The 19,893-nt window shown below is 59.9% G+C and carries 17 protein-coding genes and 4 tRNA genes; 6 read left to right on the top strand and 15 right to left on the bottom strand.

The window, feature by feature from the left end:
* Positions 1-23: 23 nt before the first annotated feature.
* The 8 genes from rpoB to ABID16_RS06560 all read right to left on the bottom strand — a co-directional run bounded on the left by rpoB (position 24) and on the right by ABID16_RS06560 (position 8,021).
* Positions 24-4,160: a DNA-directed RNA polymerase subunit beta gene (rpoB, locus tag ABID16_RS06525; RefSeq protein ID WP_354555490.1), complete on the bottom strand. Its 4,137-nt coding sequence runs from the start codon at positions 4,158-4,160 to the stop codon at positions 24-26.
* A 253-nt stretch (positions 4,161-4,413) separates the two neighbouring features.
* Entirely contained in the window at positions 4,414-4,791 is a 378-nt protein-coding gene (gene rplL, locus ABID16_RS06530; protein ID WP_354555491.1) for a 50S ribosomal protein L7/L12, read from the bottom strand.
* Positions 4,792-4,849: 58 nt separating this feature from the next.
* Positions 4,850-5,368, bottom strand: coding sequence for a 50S ribosomal protein L10 (gene rplJ / locus ABID16_RS06535; protein WP_354555492.1), 519 nt, complete (start codon positions 5,366-5,368; stop codon positions 4,850-4,852).
* Between the two features lie 333 nt (positions 5,369-5,701).
* Positions 5,702-6,397 (bottom strand): 50S ribosomal protein L1, encoded by a 696-nt coding sequence (gene rplA, locus ABID16_RS06540; protein ID WP_354555493.1) that lies wholly within the window; start codon positions 6,395-6,397, stop codon positions 5,702-5,704.
* A 5-nt stretch (positions 6,398-6,402) separates the two neighbouring features.
* On the bottom strand, positions 6,403-6,831 hold the full coding sequence (gene rplK, locus ABID16_RS06545) for a 50S ribosomal protein L11 (protein ID WP_354555494.1): 429 nt from the start codon (positions 6,829-6,831) through the stop codon (positions 6,403-6,405).
* Positions 6,832-7,037: 206 nt separating this feature from the next.
* Positions 7,038-7,568 (bottom strand): transcription termination/antitermination protein NusG, encoded by a 531-nt coding sequence (gene nusG, locus ABID16_RS06550; RefSeq protein ID WP_354555495.1) that lies wholly within the window; start codon positions 7,566-7,568, stop codon positions 7,038-7,040.
* Between the two features lie 16 nt (positions 7,569-7,584).
* Positions 7,585-7,785, bottom strand: a complete 201-nt coding sequence (gene secE, locus ABID16_RS06555) for a preprotein translocase subunit SecE (protein ID WP_112631422.1) — start codon at positions 7,783-7,785, stop codon at positions 7,585-7,587.
* A gap of 160 nt (positions 7,786-7,945) precedes the next feature.
* Positions 7,946-8,021, bottom strand: a tRNA-Trp gene (locus ABID16_RS06560).
* Positions 8,022-8,234: 213 nt separating this feature from the next.
* Between ABID16_RS06560 and ABID16_RS06565 the strand changes: the two genes are divergently transcribed.
* Complete coding sequence (locus tag ABID16_RS06565; protein ID WP_354555496.1) at positions 8,235-8,588, top strand: pentapeptide repeat-containing protein; 354 nt, start codon at positions 8,235-8,237, stop codon at positions 8,586-8,588.
* On the opposite strand, the gene ABID16_RS06570 is transcribed toward ABID16_RS06565, so the two are convergent.
* On the bottom strand, positions 8,578-9,216 hold the full coding sequence (locus tag ABID16_RS06570) for a hypothetical protein (protein ID WP_354555497.1): 639 nt from the start codon (positions 9,214-9,216) through the stop codon (positions 8,578-8,580). The genes ABID16_RS06565 and ABID16_RS06570 overlap by 11 nt on opposite strands.
* 165 nt (positions 9,217-9,381) lie before the next feature.
* Positions 9,382-10,269, bottom strand: coding sequence for an NAD-dependent epimerase/dehydratase family protein (locus ABID16_RS06575; RefSeq protein WP_354555498.1), 888 nt, complete (start codon positions 10,267-10,269; stop codon positions 9,382-9,384).
* A 178-nt stretch (positions 10,270-10,447) separates the two neighbouring features.
* On the opposite strand from ABID16_RS06575, the gene ABID16_RS06580 reads away from it, so the two are divergent.
* Complete coding sequence (locus ABID16_RS06580; RefSeq protein WP_354555499.1) at positions 10,448-10,837, top strand: hypothetical protein; 390 nt, start codon at positions 10,448-10,450, stop codon at positions 10,835-10,837.
* Positions 10,838-10,840: 3 nt separating this feature from the next.
* On the opposite strand, the gene ABID16_RS06585 is transcribed toward ABID16_RS06580, so the two are convergent.
* The 4 genes from ABID16_RS06585 to ABID16_RS06600 form a co-directional block, all read right to left on the bottom strand.
* Positions 10,841-11,140, bottom strand: a complete 300-nt coding sequence (locus ABID16_RS06585) for a hypothetical protein (protein WP_354555500.1) — start codon at positions 11,138-11,140, stop codon at positions 10,841-10,843.
* 216 nt (positions 11,141-11,356) lie between these two features.
* Entirely contained in the window at positions 11,357-12,532 is a 1,176-nt protein-coding gene (tuf, locus tag ABID16_RS06590) for an elongation factor Tu (protein ID WP_230826922.1), read from the bottom strand.
* Between the two features lie 223 nt (positions 12,533-12,755).
* Positions 12,756-12,829: transfer RNA gene (locus tag ABID16_RS06595), tRNA-Gly, on the bottom strand.
* 11 nt (positions 12,830-12,840) lie between these two features.
* Positions 12,841-12,925, bottom strand: a tRNA-Tyr gene (locus tag ABID16_RS06600).
* 183 nt (positions 12,926-13,108) lie between these two features.
* Here ABID16_RS06600 and ABID16_RS06605 point away from each other — a divergent pair.
* The 3 genes from ABID16_RS06605 (at position 13,109) to ABID16_RS06615 (ending at position 15,031) form a co-directional block, all read left to right on the top strand.
* Complete coding sequence (locus ABID16_RS06605; protein WP_354555501.1) at positions 13,109-14,002, top strand: TrmH family RNA methyltransferase; 894 nt, start codon at positions 13,109-13,111, stop codon at positions 14,000-14,002.
* 67 nt (positions 14,003-14,069) lie between these two features.
* A tRNA-Thr gene (locus ABID16_RS06610) sits at positions 14,070-14,145 on the top strand.
* 112 nt (positions 14,146-14,257) lie between these two features.
* Entirely contained in the window at positions 14,258-15,031 is a 774-nt protein-coding gene (locus ABID16_RS06615; protein ID WP_354555502.1) for an NAD kinase, read from the top strand.
* An 80-nt stretch (positions 15,032-15,111) separates the two neighbouring features.
* Here ABID16_RS06615 and ABID16_RS06620 read toward each other — a convergent pair whose 3' ends face one another.
* Entirely contained in the window at positions 15,112-17,907 is a 2,796-nt protein-coding gene (locus tag ABID16_RS06620) for an Rne/Rng family ribonuclease (RefSeq protein WP_354555503.1), read from the bottom strand.
* A 631-nt stretch (positions 17,908-18,538) separates the two neighbouring features.
* Here ABID16_RS06620 and ABID16_RS06625 point away from each other — a divergent pair.
* Complete coding sequence (locus ABID16_RS06625) at positions 18,539-19,774, top strand: N-acetylmuramoyl-L-alanine amidase (protein WP_354555504.1); 1,236 nt, start codon at positions 18,539-18,541, stop codon at positions 19,772-19,774.
* Positions 19,775-19,893 lie beyond the last annotated feature (119 nt).

Raw genomic sequence — 19,893 nt, forward strand, 5'->3', positions numbered from 1 at the left:
GTTGCCGGCGCGCAACCCACATTTTATTCCGCAGCGTCGGGAAGCTGGTCGGGCGCGTTCGGATCGATCTTGGTGTTTTCCAGTTCGACCGAAAGACCCAGAGAGCGCATTTCCTTGACGAGAACGTTGAACGATTCCGGAATACCGGCTTCGAACGTGTCGTCGCCACGGACGATGGCTTCGTAGACCTTGGTGCGGCCCGCCACGTCGTCCGACTTGACGGTAAGCATTTCCTGCAGCGTGTAGGCTGCGCCGTAAGCTTCGAGCGCCCAGACTTCCATTTCCCCGAAGCGCTGACCGCCGAACTGCGCCTTGCCACCCAGCGGCTGCTGGGTCACGAGCGAGTAAGGACCGATCGAGCGAGCGTGGATCTTGTCGTCGACAAGGTGGTTCAGCTTGATCATGTACATGTAGCCCACGGTTACCTTGCGGTCGAAGGGCTCACCCGTACGACCGTCATAGAGAACCGACTGGCCCGATGCATCGAGACCTGCGCGTTCCAGCATGCTGGCGATATCCGGCTCATGCGCACCGTCGAAGACCGGCGTTGCGATCGAGACGCCCCTGCGGGACTGTTCGGCAAGCTTGACCAGGGCGTCGTCGTCGAAGTTCGAGACTTCGTCCTTGGCGTCACTGGCGTAAACCGTCGTCAGCTCGTTCTTCAGATTGGTGATGTCCATCGTCTTGCGATAGTCATCCAGCAGCTGGCCGATCTTCTTGCCCATACCGGCGCAAGCCCATGCCAAGTGCGTTTCCAGAATCTGACCGACGTTCATGCGCGACGGCACGCCCAGCGGGTTCAGGCAGATATCGACATGCGTACCGTCTTCGAGGAACGGCATGTCCTCGATCGGCAGGATGCGCGAAACCACGCCCTTGTTGCCGTGACGGCCAGCCATCTTGTCGCCCGGCTGGATCTTGCGCTTCACAGCGACGAAGACCTTGACCATCTTCATGACGCCCGGAGGCATTTCGTCGCCGCGCTGAACCTTTTCGACCTTGTCCATGAAGCGCTGTTCAAGGCGCGACTTGGACTCATCATACTGGCCGCGGAGCGCTTCGATCTCGCCCTGAACCTTCTCGTCTTCGACAGCGAACATCCACCACTGCGAACGCGGATATTCCGAGATCGTCTGGTTGGAAAGCTCGGTGCCCTTCTTGAAGCCCTTCGGACCGGCAACGGCGGTGTGACCGCGCAGCATGTCGATCAGACGGCCGTAGACGTTACGGTCGAGGATCGCCTGTTCGTCGTCACGGTCCTTGGCGAGGCGTTCGATTTCCTCGCGCTCGATGGCCATCGCACGCTCGTCCTTTTCAACGCCGTGGCGGTTGAAAACGCGAACTTCAACGATGGTACCAAACGTGCCCGGAGGCATGCGCATGGAGGTGTCGCGAACGTCGGAAGCCTTTTCACCGAAGATGGCGCGCAGGAGCTTTTCTTCCGGCGTCATCGGGCTTTCGCCCTTCGGGGTGATCTTGCCGACCAGAATGTCGCCCGGCTGAACGTCAGCGCCGATATAGACGATACCGGCTTCGTCGAGGTTCTTCAGAGCCTCTTCGGAGACGTTCGGGATATCACGCGTGATTTCTTCCGGACCGAGCTTCGTGTCACGGGCCATGACTTCGAATTCTTCGATATGGATGGACGTGAACACGTCGTCGGCGACGATGCGTTCAGACATCAGGATCGAATCTTCGTAGTTGTAGCCGTTCCAGGGCATGAACGCGACAAGCGCGTTGCGGCCGAGCGCCAGATCGCCCAGGTCCGTGGACGGACCGTCGGCAATGATGTCACCCTTGTTCAGAACGTCGCCGACGGTGACCAGCGGGCGCTGGTTGACGCAGGTGTTCTGGTTGGAGCGCTGGAACTTCTGCAGGCGATAGATATCGACGCCGGACTTCGACGGATCGAGGTCTTCGGTTGCGCGGATAACGATACGCGTCGCGTCCACCTGGTCGACCACACCGCCACGACGGGCGGCAATGGCAGCACCGGAGTCGCGAGCCACGATCGGCTCCATGCCGGTGCCGACGAACGGGGCTTCGGCGCGCAGAAGCGGCACGGCCTGACGCTGCATGTTCGAGCCCATGAGAGCGCGGTTGGCGTCGTCGTTTTCGAGGAACGGGATCAGTGCCGCTGCGACAGAGACGAGCTGCTTCGGCGAAACGTCCATCAGGTTGATGGTGTCGCGCGGAGCCAGCATAACGTCGCCGGCGTGACGGCAGACCACGAACTCTTCCGCAAACGCACCGTCCGCATCCATGATCGCGTTGGCCTGAGCAACGTAATACTTGGCCTCTTCCATGGCGGAGAGGTAGATCACGTCGTTCGTCACCTTGCCGTCAACGATCTTACGGTACGGGCTTTCGATGAAACCGTACTTGTTGACGCGGGCAAAGGTGGCCAGCGAGTTGATCAGACCGATGTTCGGGCCTTCCGGCGTTTCGATCGGGCAGATACGGCCATAATGCGTCGGATGAACGTCGCGGACTTCGAAGCCGGCGCGCTCGCGGGTCAGACCGCCCGGGCCAAGTGCCGAAAGACGGCGCTTGTGCGTGATTTCCGAGAGCGGGTTCACCTGGTCCATGAACTGCGACAGCTGCGAGGAGCCGAAGAATTCGCGGACTGCTGCGGCTGCCGGCTTGGCGTTGATGAGGTCCTGCGGCATGACCGTGTCGATCTCGATCGAGGACATGCGTTCCTTGATCGCGCGCTCCATGCGGAGCAGGCCGAGACGGTACTGGTTTTCCATCAGTTCGCCGACGGAGCGAACGCGACGGTTGCCGAGGTTGTCGATGTCGTCGATTTCGCCGCGACCGTCGCGGAGTTCGACGAGCATCTTGACGACGGCGACGATGTCTTCCTTGCGCAAAACGCGAACCGTGTCGGCGACGTCGAGGTCGAGACGCATGTTCATCTTCACGCGACCAACGGCCGAAAGGTCGTAACGCTCGCTATCGAAGAACAGCGACTGGAACATGGCCTCGGCCGATTCCATGGTCGGCGGCTCGCCGGGACGCATGACGCGGTAGATGTCGAACAGCGCATCCTGGCGCGACTCGTTCTTGTCGACGGCCAGCGTGTTGCGGATGTAGGCGCCGACGTTGATGTGGTCGATGTCGAGGATCGGCAGTTCGTCGAACCCGGCTTCCAGCACGACGCGCAGCGTCTTCTCGTCCAGCTCGTCGCCGGCTTCGAGGAAGATTTCACCCGTCTGCATGTTGACCAGGTCTTCGGCGAGATATGCGCCGTAGAGGTCTTCGTCGGCAGCCTTGAGGGCCTTGAGGCCCTTGTCGGAAAGCTGGCGGAGCAGACGCGGGGTCAGCTTCTTGCCGGCTTCGACAACGACTTCGCCGGTGTCGGCGTCGATCATGTCGGACGTGACCTTCGCACCTTTCAGCGCTTCCGGCTGGAACGGGATGCGCCAGCCCTGGCCGTCACGCTGATACTGGACCTTGTTGTAGAAGGTCGACAGGATCTCTTCGCCGTCCATGCCCAGCGCCATGAGGAGCGAGGAAACGGGCAGCTTGCGGCGGCGGTCGATACGCGCATGGACGATGTCCTTGGCGTCGAACTCGATGTCGAGCCAGGAACCGCGATACGGGATGACGCGGGCGGCAAACAGCAGCTTGCCGGACGAGTGCGACTTGCCCTTGTCGTGGTCGAAGAACACGCCCGGCGAACGATGCATCTGCGAAACGATGACGCGCTCGGTGCCGTTGACGATGAAGGTCGCGTTGTCGGTCATGAGCGGCATGTCGCCCATGTAGACGTTCTGTTCCTTGATGTCCTTGATGGACTTCGCGCCCGTGTCCTCGTCAATATCGAACACGATGAGGCGCAGCGTCACCTTGAGCGGCGCTGCATAGGTCAGGTCGCGCTGACGGCACTCGTCTACGTCGAACTTCGGCGGCTCGAATTCGTACGAGACGAATTCCAGCATGGAAGCGCCGGAGAAGTCGGTGATCGGGAATACGGACTTGAATACGGACTGAAGACCTTCGTCCGGGCGGCCGCCCGCGGGCTCTTCAACCATCAGAAACTGGTCGTAGGACGCCTTCTGAACCTCGATGAGGTTCGGCATTTCTGCGACTTCGGGAATTTTACCAAAAAACTTGCGTACGCGCCTACGACCGTTGAACGAAAGGGTCTGAGCCATCGTCGCTCCTTCAAAATTTTGCATCCGGGCCTGCAACGGACGGAAAACACTGGCCAGGTGGCTCCGTCGATATAGGTTCAATCAAACTCGTTCGAAGAAAAAAGCCATCCGGCCGGATTGCCTGATGCTTAGCTTTCGAACCATCCTCTTGAAGAACCCATTACCCAAAAGCCCGGCGGGGCTTTTGGGTAAAAAGTTCCAGATCGGAAACGTTCGGGGAAAGGCGGAAAACCGCCCTTCCCCGAAGCGCATATTACTTGACGTCGACCTTGGCGCCGGCTTCTTCAAGCTTCTTCTTGAGGTCAGCAGCTTCGCCCTTGGAGACGGCTTCCTTGACAGCCTTCGGAGCGCCTTCAACGAGGTCCTTGGCTTCCTTGAGGCCGAGACCGGTGATGGCGCGGACTTCCTTGATGACGTTGATCTTGTTTGCACCAGCGTCGACGAGGATGACATCGAATTCAGTCTTTTCTTCTTCGACCGGAGCAGCAGCGCCACCACCGGCAACGGCAGCAACAGCTACCGGAGCAGCGGCGGAAACGCCCCACTTTTCTTCGAGCATCTTGGAAAGCTCAGCAGCTTCCAGGACGGTGAGGGCCGAGAGGTCTTCTACGATCTTTGCGAGATCAGCCATTTTCTTACTTCCTTGTGTTCGGTTCGAACTGTTTGGTTAAATGCAGCAAAAAACCGCCTTATGCGGCTTCGTCCTTCTTGGCATACGCAGCAAGCACACGAGCGAGCTGGCCGGCCGGAGCCTGAACCACGCCTGCGATGCGCGTTGCGGGTGTCTGGATCATGCCCAGGAGCTTTGCGCGCAGCTCGTCGAGAGACGGGAGTGTCGCAAGCGACTTCACACCGTCCGCATTGAGCGCGGTCGAGCCCATGGAACCACCAAGGATAACGAGCTTGTCGTTGGTCTTGGCGTAGTCCATGACTACCTTCGGAGCCGTAATCGGATCAGCGGCATACGCGATCAGCGTCTGCCCCTTGAAAAGATCCGACATCGTTTCCGACTGCGTACCCTGAAGAGCGATCTTGGCCAGGCGGTTTTTCGCGACTTTGACGGTGCCGCCAGCTGCGCGCATCTTCGAACGAAAATCGTTCATTTGCGCAACGGTGACGCCGGCGTAGTGGGCCACGACAACAGAGCCCGAAGCCTTGAAGACTTCGCTCAGTTCCGTGACGAATTCGCGCTTTTCCGCTCTTTCCACTGCCTATCTCCAGTTGGCCGTTCCCGAGAACTCGGGTTTACGGCCGGTTACCTTTTGCCGCTCAAGGATCACATCGACCCTTGAGCAACGCTCGAGGATCCTGTCCCCTCGCGCCCGGAAAACCGGAACACAAGGCAACCGAGGTTCGAACCGGACAATGCCGCAGTCCTGCGGGAAAATCCGTTCTTACCCGTCTCATGCAGGCCTACTTGATTAAGGTTGCCCACCTGCAATCTCGGACAGGAATTCCGGGTTTGACCCCGGAAATTCCGGCCCCTCAGTGAGGCCGGAAACTTTTCAAAGCCTTCTTCATGAGAAGGCTCAAACTTTAAATCAGGCTGTGACCGACGAGATTTCGACCTTCACGCCCGGACCCATCGTCGAGGAGATCGCAACCTTCTTGACGTAGTTGCCCTTGGCGCCAGCCGGCTTCGCCTTGATGACGGCGTCGGCAAATGCCTTGATGTTTTCTTCGAGCTTCTTCGCGTCGAAGGAAGCCTTGCCAACGGCGCCATGGATGATACCGGCCTTTTCGACGCGGAATTCAACAGCGCCGCCCTTGGAGGCTTCAACTGCCGACTTCACGTCCATGGTCACGGTGCCAACCTTCGGGTTCGGCATCATGCCGCGCGGGCCGAGCACCTTACCGAGACGGCCGACGAGCGGCATCATGTCCGGGGTCGCGATGCAGCGATCGAAATCGATCTTGCCGCCCTGGACGATTTCAACGAGGTCTTCAGCGCCGACGATGTCTGCACCGGCAGCCTTGGCTTCGTCAGCCTTGGCACCACGTGCGAAGACGGCAACGCGAACCGTACGGCCCGTGCCGTTCGGCAGATTGACGACACCACGGACCATCTGGTCTGCGTGACGCGGGTCAACGCCGAGGTTCATGGCGATTTCAACGGTTTCGTCGAACTTGGCGACGGCGCGCTCCTTGACCATGGAGATGGCTTCAGTGAGGCCGTACATCTTATTCGGATCGACGCCTTCGCGGGTCTTCTGAACGCGCTTTGCGAGCTTAGCCATAACGATCAACCCTCTACCTGGAGGCCCATCGAACGGGCAGAGCCCTCGACCATGGCCATTGCGCCGTCGATATCGGCGGCGTTGAGATCCTTCATCTTGGCTTCAGCGATCGTGCGGATCTGATCACGCGAGATCGAACCTGCGAAAGCCTTGCCCGGCGTCTTGGAACCCGACTTGATCTTCGCTTCCTTCTTGAGGAAGTAGGAGACCGGGGGCTTCTTCATCGCGAAGGTGAAGGACTTGTCCTGGTAATAGGTGATGACGACCGGGATCGGCATGCCCTTTTCCATTTCCTGCGTAGCGGCATTGAACGCCTTGCAGAATTCCATGATGTTCACGCCACGCTGACCGAGTGCGGGACCGATCGGCGGGGACGGATTTGCCGAACCTGCCGGGACCTGCAGCTTGATCTGGCCTGCAACTTTCTTAGCCATTTCTCTGCCTTTCCAAATGCGCCCTTGAGGGGCGCGCTATGCCGGCCATCGCCGGCGGCTGCGGTTGCGTGGTGCGGCGATTTTGACGGAGCCGGCTAAAGCCCCTCGCCTTCCACGCGCTCTTGAGACGGACAAAAACGTCCACCCAAACCTTGTTTCCGTTTGTCTTTTCGGGAAAACCGGTTTCCACTTTTCCCAGACAAACTTTAAAGCTTCTCGACCTGGCCGTATTCCAGCTCGACCGGCGTTGCGCGGCCGAAGATCGATACCTCGACCTTAAGGCGCGAACGCTCTTCATCGACATCCTGAACCGTGCCGTTGAACGAGGCGAACGGACCATCGGAAACGCGAACCTGCTCGCCGATCTCGAAGGAGACCGAAGGCTTCGGACGCTCGACGCCATCCTGCACCTGATTGAGGATGCGATCAGCTTCGCTGTCCGGGATCGGGATCGGCTTCGAGTCGGAACCGAGGAAGCCTGTCACCTTCGGCGTGTTCTTGATCAGATGGAAGGCTTCGTCCGTCAGGTTGGCGCGCACCAGGACATAGCCCGGAAAGAACTTGCGCTCACTGTCGACCTTGCGGCCGCGCCGGACTTCAACAACCTTTTCGGTCGGCACGAGGATCTTTTCGAACAGGTGATCAAGACCCTTCTGACGAGCCTTGTTCTCGATATCCTCGGCAACCTTCTTTTCGAAATTCGAATAGGCGTGGACAATATACCAGCGTGCAGCCATCTTCATCTCCGCCTGTTTACTTGCCGACATTCAGCACGAGGCCGATGAGAAGGCCGAAAAGCTGGTCTGCGCCAAAAAAGAACGCAGCCGCGAAGAATGCCATGGCAAACACCATCAACGTCGAGATCACCGTCTCGCGCTGGCTGGGCCACGTTACTTTTAGCGTTTCGGCGCGAACCTGCTGCAGAAACGTGAAAGGATTCATCTTCGATGCCATTGATGCCTACGCCATTAAGGCGCGTAAAGCTGTTCGTTCAGCCCGACGCGCCGCGTGTCTGTTCGCCGCTACATAAACGGCGAATCTCTCAAATACAAGAGTGATGCGACATTTGTTTTGCGGTTTTGCACGGGAGGCTGAATTTAGTCTGCTTTGCCAATGGCAGGGGCAGTAGGGCTCGAACCTACGACCTGCGGTTTTGGAGACCGCCGCTCTACCAACTGAGCTATACCCCTTCAAAGGCTGCAAGGACCGGCGAGCCGCTCCCCGAACGAGCGCGTTCATATTCAAGTTGGTTGCGAATGACAAGCGCCTTTCAGCGCTTGCGCAGATTTTCTTCTCATTCTCACCGCTCCGTTGCGACTTTGCCAAACTCCGCCGGACGGTGATACAGTAGCCTTTCATGATTTGCGTCGGTGCAGTCGAGTTGAGACCGGGGGAGGAAGACCATGGTTCAGTTTCGCGACCAGATGATCGCGCAATCGCGTTTCGACGATGTCGATCTGGAAAGTTCCGAGTTTTACAATGTCAATCTCGACAAGGCGTCGGTGGTCAATGCCAGCGCCTGTGACGCGGCTTTCACCGATGTCATGATGTCGAACGCCACATTCGGCCATGTCTGTCTGACGGCGGCGACGCTGCGCGATGTCGATCTCTCAGCGTCACGGCTGGAAAATGTAAACCTCTCCAACGTCGATATCCGCTCCGCCAAGATCGAAGGCTTGCGGATCAATGGTCACCTCGTGAGCGATCTGATCGAACTCAACGAGCGTATTACCGAAGCATCGAAAGTCACCACCTGATTGAGTAGTCGAAGCGCAGGCTGGCAGTCGGATGCTGATCGGTTTCGTCGAGGCTTGCGGTCAGCGTTGCACGGCGGGTCAGCCGCTTTTCGATCGACAGCGACTTGGTGACGCTTCGCGCGCCGCTGTCTGCGGTTCCGGTCGTGGCAAAGGCTGCGCCGAGATCGGGAAACTCGAGACGGAACGTCTGCGAGGCAGACACGCCAGCCTTGCCTTCGGCCCCGGCTGTCAGCGCCAATGTGCGGCGGCTGACGATATCCACAGACGGTGTCTGCATCCAGCTGCGTTTCTCAGACACCAGAAACTGCGCCCTGCCCTCATTCGCATCGATCTCGACGGCTGCGTGCGCTGTGCGGAGTGAAGCGGGCGTTCGGGAGCTATGGAGGAGGATCGAGCCCCAAATAGAGACAGGAATTGACGACACAGTTCCGGTGCCGTCGGCCAGCACTTCGGTCGTCACGCCGGCACTGGGTTGAAGCGAGTCGGAGCTTTGCAGGCCCGTCCGCAGCTTGAGGCCATTGTCGCCGATACGCGCAACGTCCCAGATCAGTGGGCGATTGTCGGCATGAGCCTGATGCGCGCAGCAGAACACAATCGCCAGTGCTGCCAAATGATATTTGTTCCGCATGGAGCCGGTTTCCTGCCTTCAGGTTTCTGCGGTCTCCGGCAAGGGAGACCGCGATTTGTCCTCCCGGTTCGGCAGGAGTTTAGTCAGGGGAGCGGTTAACAAACAGCAAATTTGCTGCAATGCGGCATAATCTGTCCGCAGGTGGCAGGCGTGCCACGCTCAGGACTAAACATATTTGCGCCAGTTATGCTCTTCCCTGAAGCCCAGAACTTCGCGGATTTTCCGGTTGGAAATCATCGCTTCGTCGCCCTGCGGCTGCCATTTCAGCGGCACCTTGGGGAAGAAGTGCTGCGCCAGCTCAGCTGTGGACAAGTCGGCCGTCACCGTGTCGTTTGTGGCGTTGAAGACCTGATAGCCGAGCCCATCCTTCTCGATGCACAGGTGCACGATCTGACCAAGGTCGCGGGCATCGATATAGCACCATGCGTTGCGCAGGCGCGTTTCGGGATGGGCGACGAAGTCGGGAAAACGGCTGTACTCGTGCGGCTCTATGACATTGCCGATGCGTAGCGCGTAGATGTCGGCACCCGTGCGTTCGGAGAAGGCGCGTGCGGTCTTTTCGTTGATCACCTTGGAAAGACCGTAGCTGTCCATCGGGTTGACGTCATAGTCCTCGTCGAAGGGCAGGTAATGCGGATCGCGTTCGCCCTCGGCGAAGCAGATGCCATAGGTCGTCTCGCTGGACGCGATGATGACCTTGCGGATACCCAGCTTCACCGAGGCTTCGATGACATTATAGGTGCCCATGACATTGACGCGATAGGTCTCGTTGTCGGGACGGATGAGAATGCGCGGCACGGCGGCGAAATGCACGACGGCATCGAAAGGCTGGACACCCTTGCCCGATTCGAGATCGGGAAAGTCGCGATGCATGGTAAGCGCGTTGAAGACTTCGCCGAGGTCGGTGATATCGACCGTCAGGTTGGTCACGCCGGGGACGTTGAGCGGCACGAGGTCGATATTGTGGACTTCATAGCCTTTGGCCAGCAGCCACGGAATGACGTGACGTCCGGCCTTGCCCGACCCGCCCGTGAAAAGAATACGCTTCTTCATCGTGTTACCTCCTCGATACAGATGGAATTCAAGTCAGGAACGCTGACTCGTGGCGCGCAGACTAACCATCACAAAAATGTTCTCAAGCGCCACACAGGCGAAATCGCAACACCCTCTCCCGCGCCAACCGGATTTGCTGTAGCGTATCACCGGGAAGATCTTTCTGAAGGGGACTTATATGTTTGGAAAACGCACCTTGGCCGCAGCCCTGCTGCTGCCGTTGCTGATCGGCGTGACGCCCGCGAGCGCGGACGAGCTGGTCGACGAATACAATGCCTATATCGGGCGCGACGATCTCTATAATTCCAACGGCGAGCGCCTGCGCGAGCCCTGGCAAATCATCCGCCAGGACCGCGCGAACTATTACAAGTTCGGCATCCGCCAGCGCGGTGACGAGCCGGATGAGTTCTTCGCCTCGGTCGATAACCGTGCCAAGGCGGAACGCATGATCCGTGATGGGACGATCACCCGCGAAGCGCGGCGCCTGCTCCTGCAGGGCGACTGCATGATCAACGTGAAGGTCTATCACGACCGTGATGGCGACTATCTCGAAATCACGGTGGATTGAGATTTACTCATCCGCGGAAGGCGGCTCGGGCCTGTCACGCCCGAGCGCGCAGTCCCGGTTCAGCCCCGTGCCCGGCGCGTTCTCGAAGGTGCAGAATGTCTCCGGCGGATTGCCGCAGACCTTGGACAGTTGCTTGAAGCCCACACAGCGCCCATCCGGACCACGATAGCCGGGCCCGCCCTTGCAGCCGCATCCCTTGCACGCCGGGCGATCGGGGCACCGGGCGACTGCGGGTGTGATCACCATCGCGGAAAGCGACAGCAGGCATGACAACAAAAGGAAGGTTCGGACAGCGAAGATCATCTTAAAGCTGCATCTAAGCGAACCGCTGTAAATACGCAATCTCTAATACAAAAAGCCCCGCTGTCGCCAGCGGGGCTTTCCTGTTTCCCTTGCGGAAAAATCGATTACTCGACGATCGAAGCGACGATGCCGGCGCCGCGTGCAAATCGCGCTTGCGCGCCATTTGCACATCCCTGCTTGCCGTCGGCAGCTTTCGCCACCATCGTCGCTCGTCGATTACTCGACGATCGAAGCGACGATGCCGGCGCCGACGGTGCGGCCGCCTTCGCGGATCGCGAAGCGCAGCTTTTCTTCCATAGCGATCGGAACGATCAGCTCGACGTCAACGGTCACGTTGTCGCCAGGCATAACCATTTCCGTGCCTTCCGGAAGCGTCACGATGCCCGTCACGTCCGTCGTGCGGAAGTAGAACTGCGGACGGTAGTTCGTGAAGAACGGCGTATGACGGCCGCCTTCTTCCTTCGTCAGGATGTAGGCTTCTGCCTTGAACTTCTTGTGCGGCTTGACCGAACCCGGCTTGCAAAGGATCTGGCCACGCTCAACGCCGTCACGGTTCACACCGCGGATCAGGGCGCCGATGTTGTCGCCGGCCTGGCCCTGGTCGAGAAGCTTGCGGAACATTTCAACGCCCGTCACCGTCGTCTTCGACGTGGCGCGGATGCCGACGATTTCGACTTCTTCGCCGACCTTGACGATACCGCGCTCAACGCGACCCGTCACAACCGTACCACGGCCCGAGATCGAGAACACGTCTTCGATCGGCATCAGGAAGGGCTGGTCGATCGGACGTTCCGGCGTCGGGATGTAGGCGTCAACCTGAGCCATCAGCTCGCGGATCGCGTCCTCGCCGATCGTCTTGTTCGAGTCTTCCAGAGCTGCAAGAGCCGAGCCCTTGACGATCGGGATATCGTCGCCCGGGAAGTCGTAGGACGAAAGCAGTTCGCGAACTTCGAGTTCGACGAGTTCCAGAAGTTCGGCGTCGTCAACCTGGTCAACCTTGTTGAGGAAGACAACGATGGCCGGAACGCCAACCTGGCGAGCGAGCAGGATGTGTTCGCGCGTCTGCGGCATCGGGCCGTCGGCAGCCGAGCAAACCAGGATCGCGCCGTCCATCTGGGCAGCACCGGTGATCATGTTCTTGACGTAGTCGGCGTGGCCGGGGCAGTCAACGTGAGCGTAGTGGCGAGCAGCCGTTTCGTACTCGACATGTGCCGTCGAGATCGTGATGCCGCGTGCCTTTTCTTCCGGAGCAGCGTCGATCTGGTCATACGCCTTGAACTCGCCGAAATACTTCGTGATCGCAGCCGTCAGAGACGTCTTGCCATGGTCAACGTGACCGATCGTGCCAATGTTGACGTGCGGCTTATTGCGCTCGAATTTACCTTTTGCCATGTGAACATGTCCTCATGTGATAATCTGGGCGGACCGGCAATGCCGGTTTGGACGTGGCGTTTAAGGCTTTCCGCGCCGTTGCGCAAGACTTTAATTGCTGGCCGTCCGGGAGATTTGGGCTCTTCTGGAGGACACTTGCGCAAGTCGAACTGACGTTAGGCAAGCCTCCACATCACACAACTTCAGGATATCGAGATAACGATTTCATATGGGGGAGAAAATTTGGAGCGGGTAGCGGGAATCGAACCCGCGTATTCAGCTTGGAAGGCTGCTGCTCTACCATTGAGCTATACCCGCGGGAAGCGAATTGGTGGAAGGGGTTGGATTCGAACCAACGTAGGCTTAGCCAACGGATTTACAGTCCGTCCCCTTTAGCCACTCGGGCACCCTTCCATCCAGCGTTCGTTCGGCTTGCGCCATCCGTCGCTTCGAGCCTTCGAACGGCAGAACCGCCCGACGGCATGGGCGGCGTAATAGTCTGGCCTTCTCGTCTCTGTCAACACGGCTTTGTATTTTTTTTGTCAAAGTCCAAAGCTCTGCGATGACCTAGCCGCTCGAAACGACTATAGGAAGCGCATGAGCAAAGATGAAAAGAACAAAAACGACAAGGCTGGCGGCTCCGACCGCGACAAGCATTATGCGACCCTGCGCCGCGCCCATCGTGACCAAAAGCGCGAGAGGGGCGAAATACCCACGCCTTCGCCCAAGGACCGCCGCAAGACGCGGGCCGAAGACTGGAAGGCGCCGCAGCTCGCGCCTGAACAGGTTTTCCTCTACGGGCTCCACACCGTTCGCGCCGCGCTGGACAACAAGCAGCGCCAGCTCATCCGTCTTTCAGCCACGCTGAACGCGCTGCAGCGGCTGGAGATCGGCGAGGCGAACCCGCCCTGCCCGCTCGAGATCGTCGCGCCGCATGACATCGAGAAGATTGTCGGCCCCGAAGCGATCCATCAGGGCGTCATGCTGGAAACGCGACCGCTGCCGGTTCGCCGTCTTGAGGCCCTGAAAGACAGCCCGCTGGTTCTCGTCCTCGATCAGGTCACGGACCCGCACAATGTCGGCGCGATCATGCGCTCCGCCGTTGCCTTCGGTGCCGGCGCGGTCATCACGACGCAGCGGCACAGCCCGACGGAATCAGGCGTACTCGCCAAGTCGGCCTCCGGCGCGCTGGAGCTGATCCCCTATATCCAGATCACCAATCTGGCCGATGCGCTGGCAGAACTGCACAAGCTCGGCTTCTTCTCGATCGGACTTGATTCGGAAGGACCGGCGGAACTGGAGAAAAGCTTCTCCGGCGGCAAGATCGCGCTTGTGATGGGTAACGAAGGCAAGGGGCTGCGGCAGAAGACGCGCGAAACGGTGAGCGCGCTGGCGCGGCTCGACATGCCGGGTGCGATCAAGTCGCTCAACGTCTCGAATGCGGCTGCGATTGCGCTTTACGCCAGCCGGCAATTCCTGGCGCGCGCCTGAGTGCTTTGCGGTCAGGCGGCAATTTTTACTTTACATAAACGGGGAATATGCTAGTTCCCCGCCCGTTGCCCCTATAGCTCAGTTGGTAGAGCGGCTGATTTGTAATCAGTAGGTCGGGAGTTCGAGTCTCTCTGGGGGCACCATTTTTTCTTCGTCAGATTCCGTCTGCTTCGCCGACAGCAAGGGTCCACCCTGTCTTGCGGATGACATTGTGTATCATGTAGGTTCCGGCGCAACGCGTCGCGGGGCATTTGCATGACAATCGATTTCAAGACCATTTCCTTCACCGCCTCGTCCGCGCCTGACGCCGAGGCCGCGCGGGAGGAGCTTGTGGCGCTTTATGGCGATACGCCGCTCGAAGAAGCGGATGTGATCGTCGCGCTGGGCGGCGATGGCTTCATGCTGCAGACGCTGCACAAGGCGATGAATTCGGCCAAGCACATCTACGGGATGAACAAGGGCTCGGTCGGGTTCCTGATGAACCGCTACAGCACCGATAAGCTGCACGAGCGTATTGCGGCGGCGACAGAGAACGTCATTCATCCGCTGGAGATGAAGACCGAGGACGCCTATGGCAACAAGCATACGGCGCTTGCCATCAACGAAGTCTCGCTGCTGCGGCAATCCTATCAGGCGGCCAAGCTGCGTGTCGATATCGACGGGAAGACGCGCCTTGCGGAACTCACCTGCGACGGCCTGCTGCTGGCCACACCTGCCGGCTCCACCGCCTATAACCTATCCGCCCACGGACCGATCCTGCCGCTTGATACGCCGCTGATGGCGCTCACGCCCGTCAGCGCGTTTCGCCCACGTCACTGGCGCGGCGCGCTGCTGCCGGAAAAGGTGGTCGTGGATATCACTGTGCTCGAAGGCGAGAAGCGGCCGGTCAACGCCGTGGCGGACCACCAGGAGGTCAAGTCGATCAATCATGTCCGTATCCGTCAGGCGCGCGACATGAGCGTCAGCATCCTGTCGGATTCCGATTATTCCTGGTCCGAGCGAATCCTGAGCGAGCAGTTCTCGCCGTGAACTCTTCCCAATTCTTGATATGAAAAACCCGCCGCGGCGCGAGCCCGGCGGGTTTATTGTTTTAGCCTATCAGCGCCAGCTTAGAAGAAGCCGCCGCGCTGCTTCCACCAGCCAACCTTCTTCGGCTTCGGTTCGCCGCTTTCGGTCGTGCTGCCGGAGGTGAGGACCGGTTCGGTCGCAATCGGGCCGGACGATGCACTGGTGCGCGCCGTGCGGGCTGCCGGCTTGTCTTCGGCTTCAGCCTCTTCCGGTGCTGCTTCAGCGGCAGGAGCCGGCTCTGCGGCGGTCTCCACGGCAGGAGCAGGCGCTTCGGCGACTGGCTCGGCTTCGATCACAGGAGCGGCTTCGGGAACAGGCGCGGCGACCACTTCGGCAACGGCGACGGCCTCAGCGGCCACGACCTCTGCGGCTTCTTCGCCTTCATCACCCTCGTCACCCTCGTCGCCTTCGCCATTCGCTTCGTCGGCGTTTCCGGCTTCGAGACCATCTTCCTCGCGTGTGCGGCGACCACCGCGCTTGCCGCGACGGCGGCGCTTGCGCTTGTTGGGCTGGTCGTCGGAGGCCTCAGCCGATGCGGGCGCGCCTTCGCCATCACCCTCGTCGTCACCTTCATCGCCTTCGTCGTCGCCTTCATCGCCATCATCGCCCTGCCCGGCATTGGCCTGCGGGTTCTGACCGTCCTGATCTTCACGCCGACCGCCACGACGGCGACGACGGCGCTTGCGCTTGCGGCCGTTCTGGTCGTCGGACTTCGCCTCGGCCGGAGCCTTGGCGACAACGACGTCGTCTTCATCCTCTTCGTCGATTTCCTCGACCGGGATATCATCCTCTTCTTCCGGCTCGGGCAGCATCAGCATCAGCGATTCGACCTTGACCGGGTTGGCAACAGGCTCGCCGCGATCGATCGCGAAGTGCTGCGCACCCACGGCAGCGTCAGCCTCGATGAAAATCGAGAGACCGAAACGGGCTTCGTAATCGACGATCGTGCCGCGCTTCTGGTTGAGCAGGTAGAGCGCGATGTCGGGGGTCGTGCGAACCGTGATATCGTGCGTGGTATTCTTGAGCAGATATTCCTCGACGCCGCGCAGCACGTGCAGCGCAACGGAGGACTGCGAACGGACGTGGCCGGTGCCGCCGCAATGCGAGCAGACCTGCGTCGTCGATTCCAGCACCGAGGCACGGATACGCTGGCGCGACATTTCGAGAAGGCCGAAATGCGAGATGCGGCCGACCTGGATACGGGCACGGTCGTTCTTCAGGTGGTCCTTCAGACGCTTTTCGACGGACCGGTTGTTGCGCTTCTCCTCCATGTCGATGAAGTCGATCACGACGAGGCCGGCAAGGTCGCGCAGGCGAAGCTGACGGGCGACTTCTTCCGCCGCTTCGAGGTTGGTCGCAAGCGCTGTTTCCTCAATGGAATGTTCGCGGGTCGAGCGGCCGGAGTTTACGTCGATGGAGACGAGCGCTTCGGTCTGGTTGATGATGAGATAGCCGCCGGACTTCAGCGTGACCTGCGGCTGCAGCATGCGGTCGAGCTGCGCCTCGATGCCGGAGCGCGAGAAGATCGGATGCACGTCGCGATAGGGCTGGACAACCTTGGCGTGGCTCGGCATCAGCATCTTCATGAAGTCTTTCGCTTCACGATAGCCTTCTTCGCCGGCGACGATGATCTCGGAAATGTCCTTGTTGTATAGGTCGCGGATCGAGCGCTTGATCAGCGAGCCTTCCTCGTAGACGAGGCAGGGCGCGGTGGAATTCAGCGTCAGCGTGCGGACGTTTTCCCACAGGCGCATGAGATATTCGAAGTCTCGCTTGATCTCGACCTTGGTACGGTTGGCACCGGCCGTGCGCAGGATCACGCCCATGCCCTGCGGCACTTCGAGACCGCGGGCGATTTCCTTAAGGCGCTTGCGGTCCGTCGGCTGAGTGATCTTGCGGGAAATGCCGCCGCCACGCGCCGTGTTCGGCATCAGGACCGAGTAACGGCCTGCGAGCGACAGATAGGTGGTCAGAGCAGCACCCTTGTTGCCGCGCTCTTCCTTGGCGACCTGCACCAGCAGGATCTGGCGGCGCTTGATGACTTCCTGGATGCGATACTGCTTGCGCGGCTTGCGCACGACGCGATCCGGAACTTCTTCCATCGCATCTTCGGCGCCGATGCTATCGATGACTTCCTTTTCGGCGTTTTCATCATCATCGTCGTCGTCATCGCGGCGACGGCTACGACGGCTGCGCTGCGGCGCAAATTCTTCGGAGATCGTATCGGCGTCGACTTCAGCGGCCATGACGTCCGGCGTCTTGTCGTCGTCTTCGGAAGATGCTTCTTCGGAAGCGCCCTCGCCGGCTTCCGCCGTCTCTGCGGCAGGTTCGACTGCTGCGGCTGCGGCTTCTGCCTCTTCGCCGGCCTTCGGCTTGCGGCGGCTCTTGCGGCGCGGCTTCGGCTTTTCGGCGGGCTCTTCCTCGGTTGCAACCGGGGTCTCGGTCACCAGGGCCGAAAGGTCTGCCTCGGGCTGATCTGCGACAGCAGGATCGGCGGCGACCGGAACGGCCTCGTGATCGTCGTGGTCGTCCTTGTCCTCACGGCGAACCTGTTCGGCTTCCTCAGCGAGAAGCGCCTGACGGTCGGCCAGCGGGATCTGATAGTAATCCGGGTGGATTTCGGCGAAGGCCAGGAAGCCGTGCCTGTTGCCGCCGTAATCGACGAAGGCGGCCTGAAGCGAGGGCTCAACACGGGTCACCTTCGCGAGGTAGATGTTTCCGCGCAGCTGCTTCTTATGCTGCGATTCGAAATCGAATTCCTCGATACGGTTGCCGCGTACGACTACGACGCGCGTCTCTTCCTCGTGAGACGCATCGATAAGCATTCTGTCTGCCATTTATGCTGCACTCCTCGGCGCGGCAGCAAGGAGGCCATTCGTAAGTTCATTGCAGAAATCTCGTGAATGAAGCCAGCCGGCGCGCCGGAATAATATGTTCCCGATCCGGGGGCATTCATGCGCAACGAGGTTCCGTCAACCGGGCAAACCGGGCTCCCACTTGTCGGGATGAGGGACGGAACAAGGTGCGACAACGTCGAATACCAGTCGAGAACGCCAAAGCCTAAGACCCCTGCGGGCCCGATGAATTGCTCTTCCAAAGAGCTTGGTGGAGACCACCGTTTCTGTCCGGCAACTGCCGGAAATACCTGAACACACTGCGAACAAAAGCATCACCGACGGCTGATGATTCGTCACGGGCGCCACGATTTTGAAGGTGGCAGCCAGATGGGAGGAATCTATCCCGTCGATACTTCTATCCTAGGTCACGCTTTTATGTTCAAACCGTCACAATAGCAAGGAAAAAGCCTCGCCCCCGTAAAACCCCGTCATAATGTTGAACGATTTCTCCGGCAGCCGGGATTGCCCGCTGCCTCGAAACAGGTCATGAACGCGACGCTTTCCCGTTGTCGCAGGCGTTTGAGGGGAACGGGCAGTCGCACAAGCCTTCACTTGAAAGGGAACGCATCGGATGCTGAGCAATGCCGGTCGCCTGCTGAGGTCAAACCGAAGGACGGCTGTGTTCTGTCTCGTTCTGGCACATATTTTCCTTTCACTCGTCAGTTTGCCAGCCGCCGCAACCGAACTCAATGCCAAGGCCGCCCGCATTGCCGGCGACGAGGCGCGCACGCGCATTGTCATTGACTTCGACATCAAGCCGGATTTCACCGTCCATTACCTCACCAATCCCAACCGTATCGTTGTGGACATTGCCGGCACGGTCAACTTCGCCTTCGCGACCGAGCAGATGGAGGCCCGCGGCATCTATGAGCGCGTCCGCTTCGGCGCGATGAGCGCCGGGCGCACCCGCCTGGTCCTCACGTCGAAGCTTCCGGCAGGGCTTGAGGTGGCAGAGGCCCGCAAGAACGAGGAGGGCGACGGCTGGAGGCTGGTGCTGGACGGCGCAATAGTCACGCCCGAACAATATGCCGCGATGAAAAAGCAGGGCAACTGGGGCAACACCGAGAGCAGCGCACCGCTCACGCCCCTTGCGCCGCAGCAGCTCCGCTCGCCCGACAGCGTCTTCACGGTGGCCATCGATGCCGGCCATGGCGGCATCGATACCGGAGCGGTGACGCCAGGCAAGAACCCCGTTTATGAGAAGAATATTACCCTCGATTTCGCGACGGCGCTCGCTCGAGAGTTGAATGCGCGACCGGGCATCAAGGCCTTCCTGACGCGGGATACGGACATTTTCCTGTCGCTCGGCGAGCGTGTCCAGGTCGCCCGCTCCCGCGGCGCAAACCTCTTCATTTCGCTGCATGCCGATACGCTGCGGGAAAAGTCCACGCGCGGCGCGACCGTCTACACGATCTCCGACCGCGCTTCGGACAAGCTCGCCGACGAGCTTGCCAAGCGGGAAAACACATCGGACGAAGTGGCCGGTGTCGAAGTGAAAAAGGAGCCGTCCGAAGTCAACGACATCCTGATCGACCTGACGCGGCGCGAGACGCGGGCGTTCTCGATCAGTCTGGCCAATTCCATCGTGAAGTCGTTTGAGGGCCAGATCGGTTTGATCAACAATCCGCATCGCTCGGCAGGCTTTCGCGTGCTCACCGCGCCCGACGTGCCGTCGGTCCTGCTGGAACTCGGCTTCCTGTCGAATACCGAGGATGTGAAACAGCTGCAAAAGCCCGATTTTCGCGACAAGCTGGTGACACTGATTGCCGACGCCGTGAAGCGCTATCGCGAGAAGCTCGGGGGTTGAGCCTGGAAAGTGGCCGCATTGTCTTGACAGGACGGGGGTTTTGACGAATCCCCCTGTGTCGGATAAGTAACAGGCATACCGGATTGCAGTCGTGATTTTCCGGGATTGGGCTTCAGGCC

The sequence above is a fragment of the Limnomicrobium aquaticum genome (genome assembly GCF_040545545.1).
In the GTDB taxonomy this organism is placed as follows: domain Bacteria; phylum Pseudomonadota; class Alphaproteobacteria; order Rhizobiales; family Rhizobiaceae; genus Ensifer_A; species Ensifer_A aquaticum.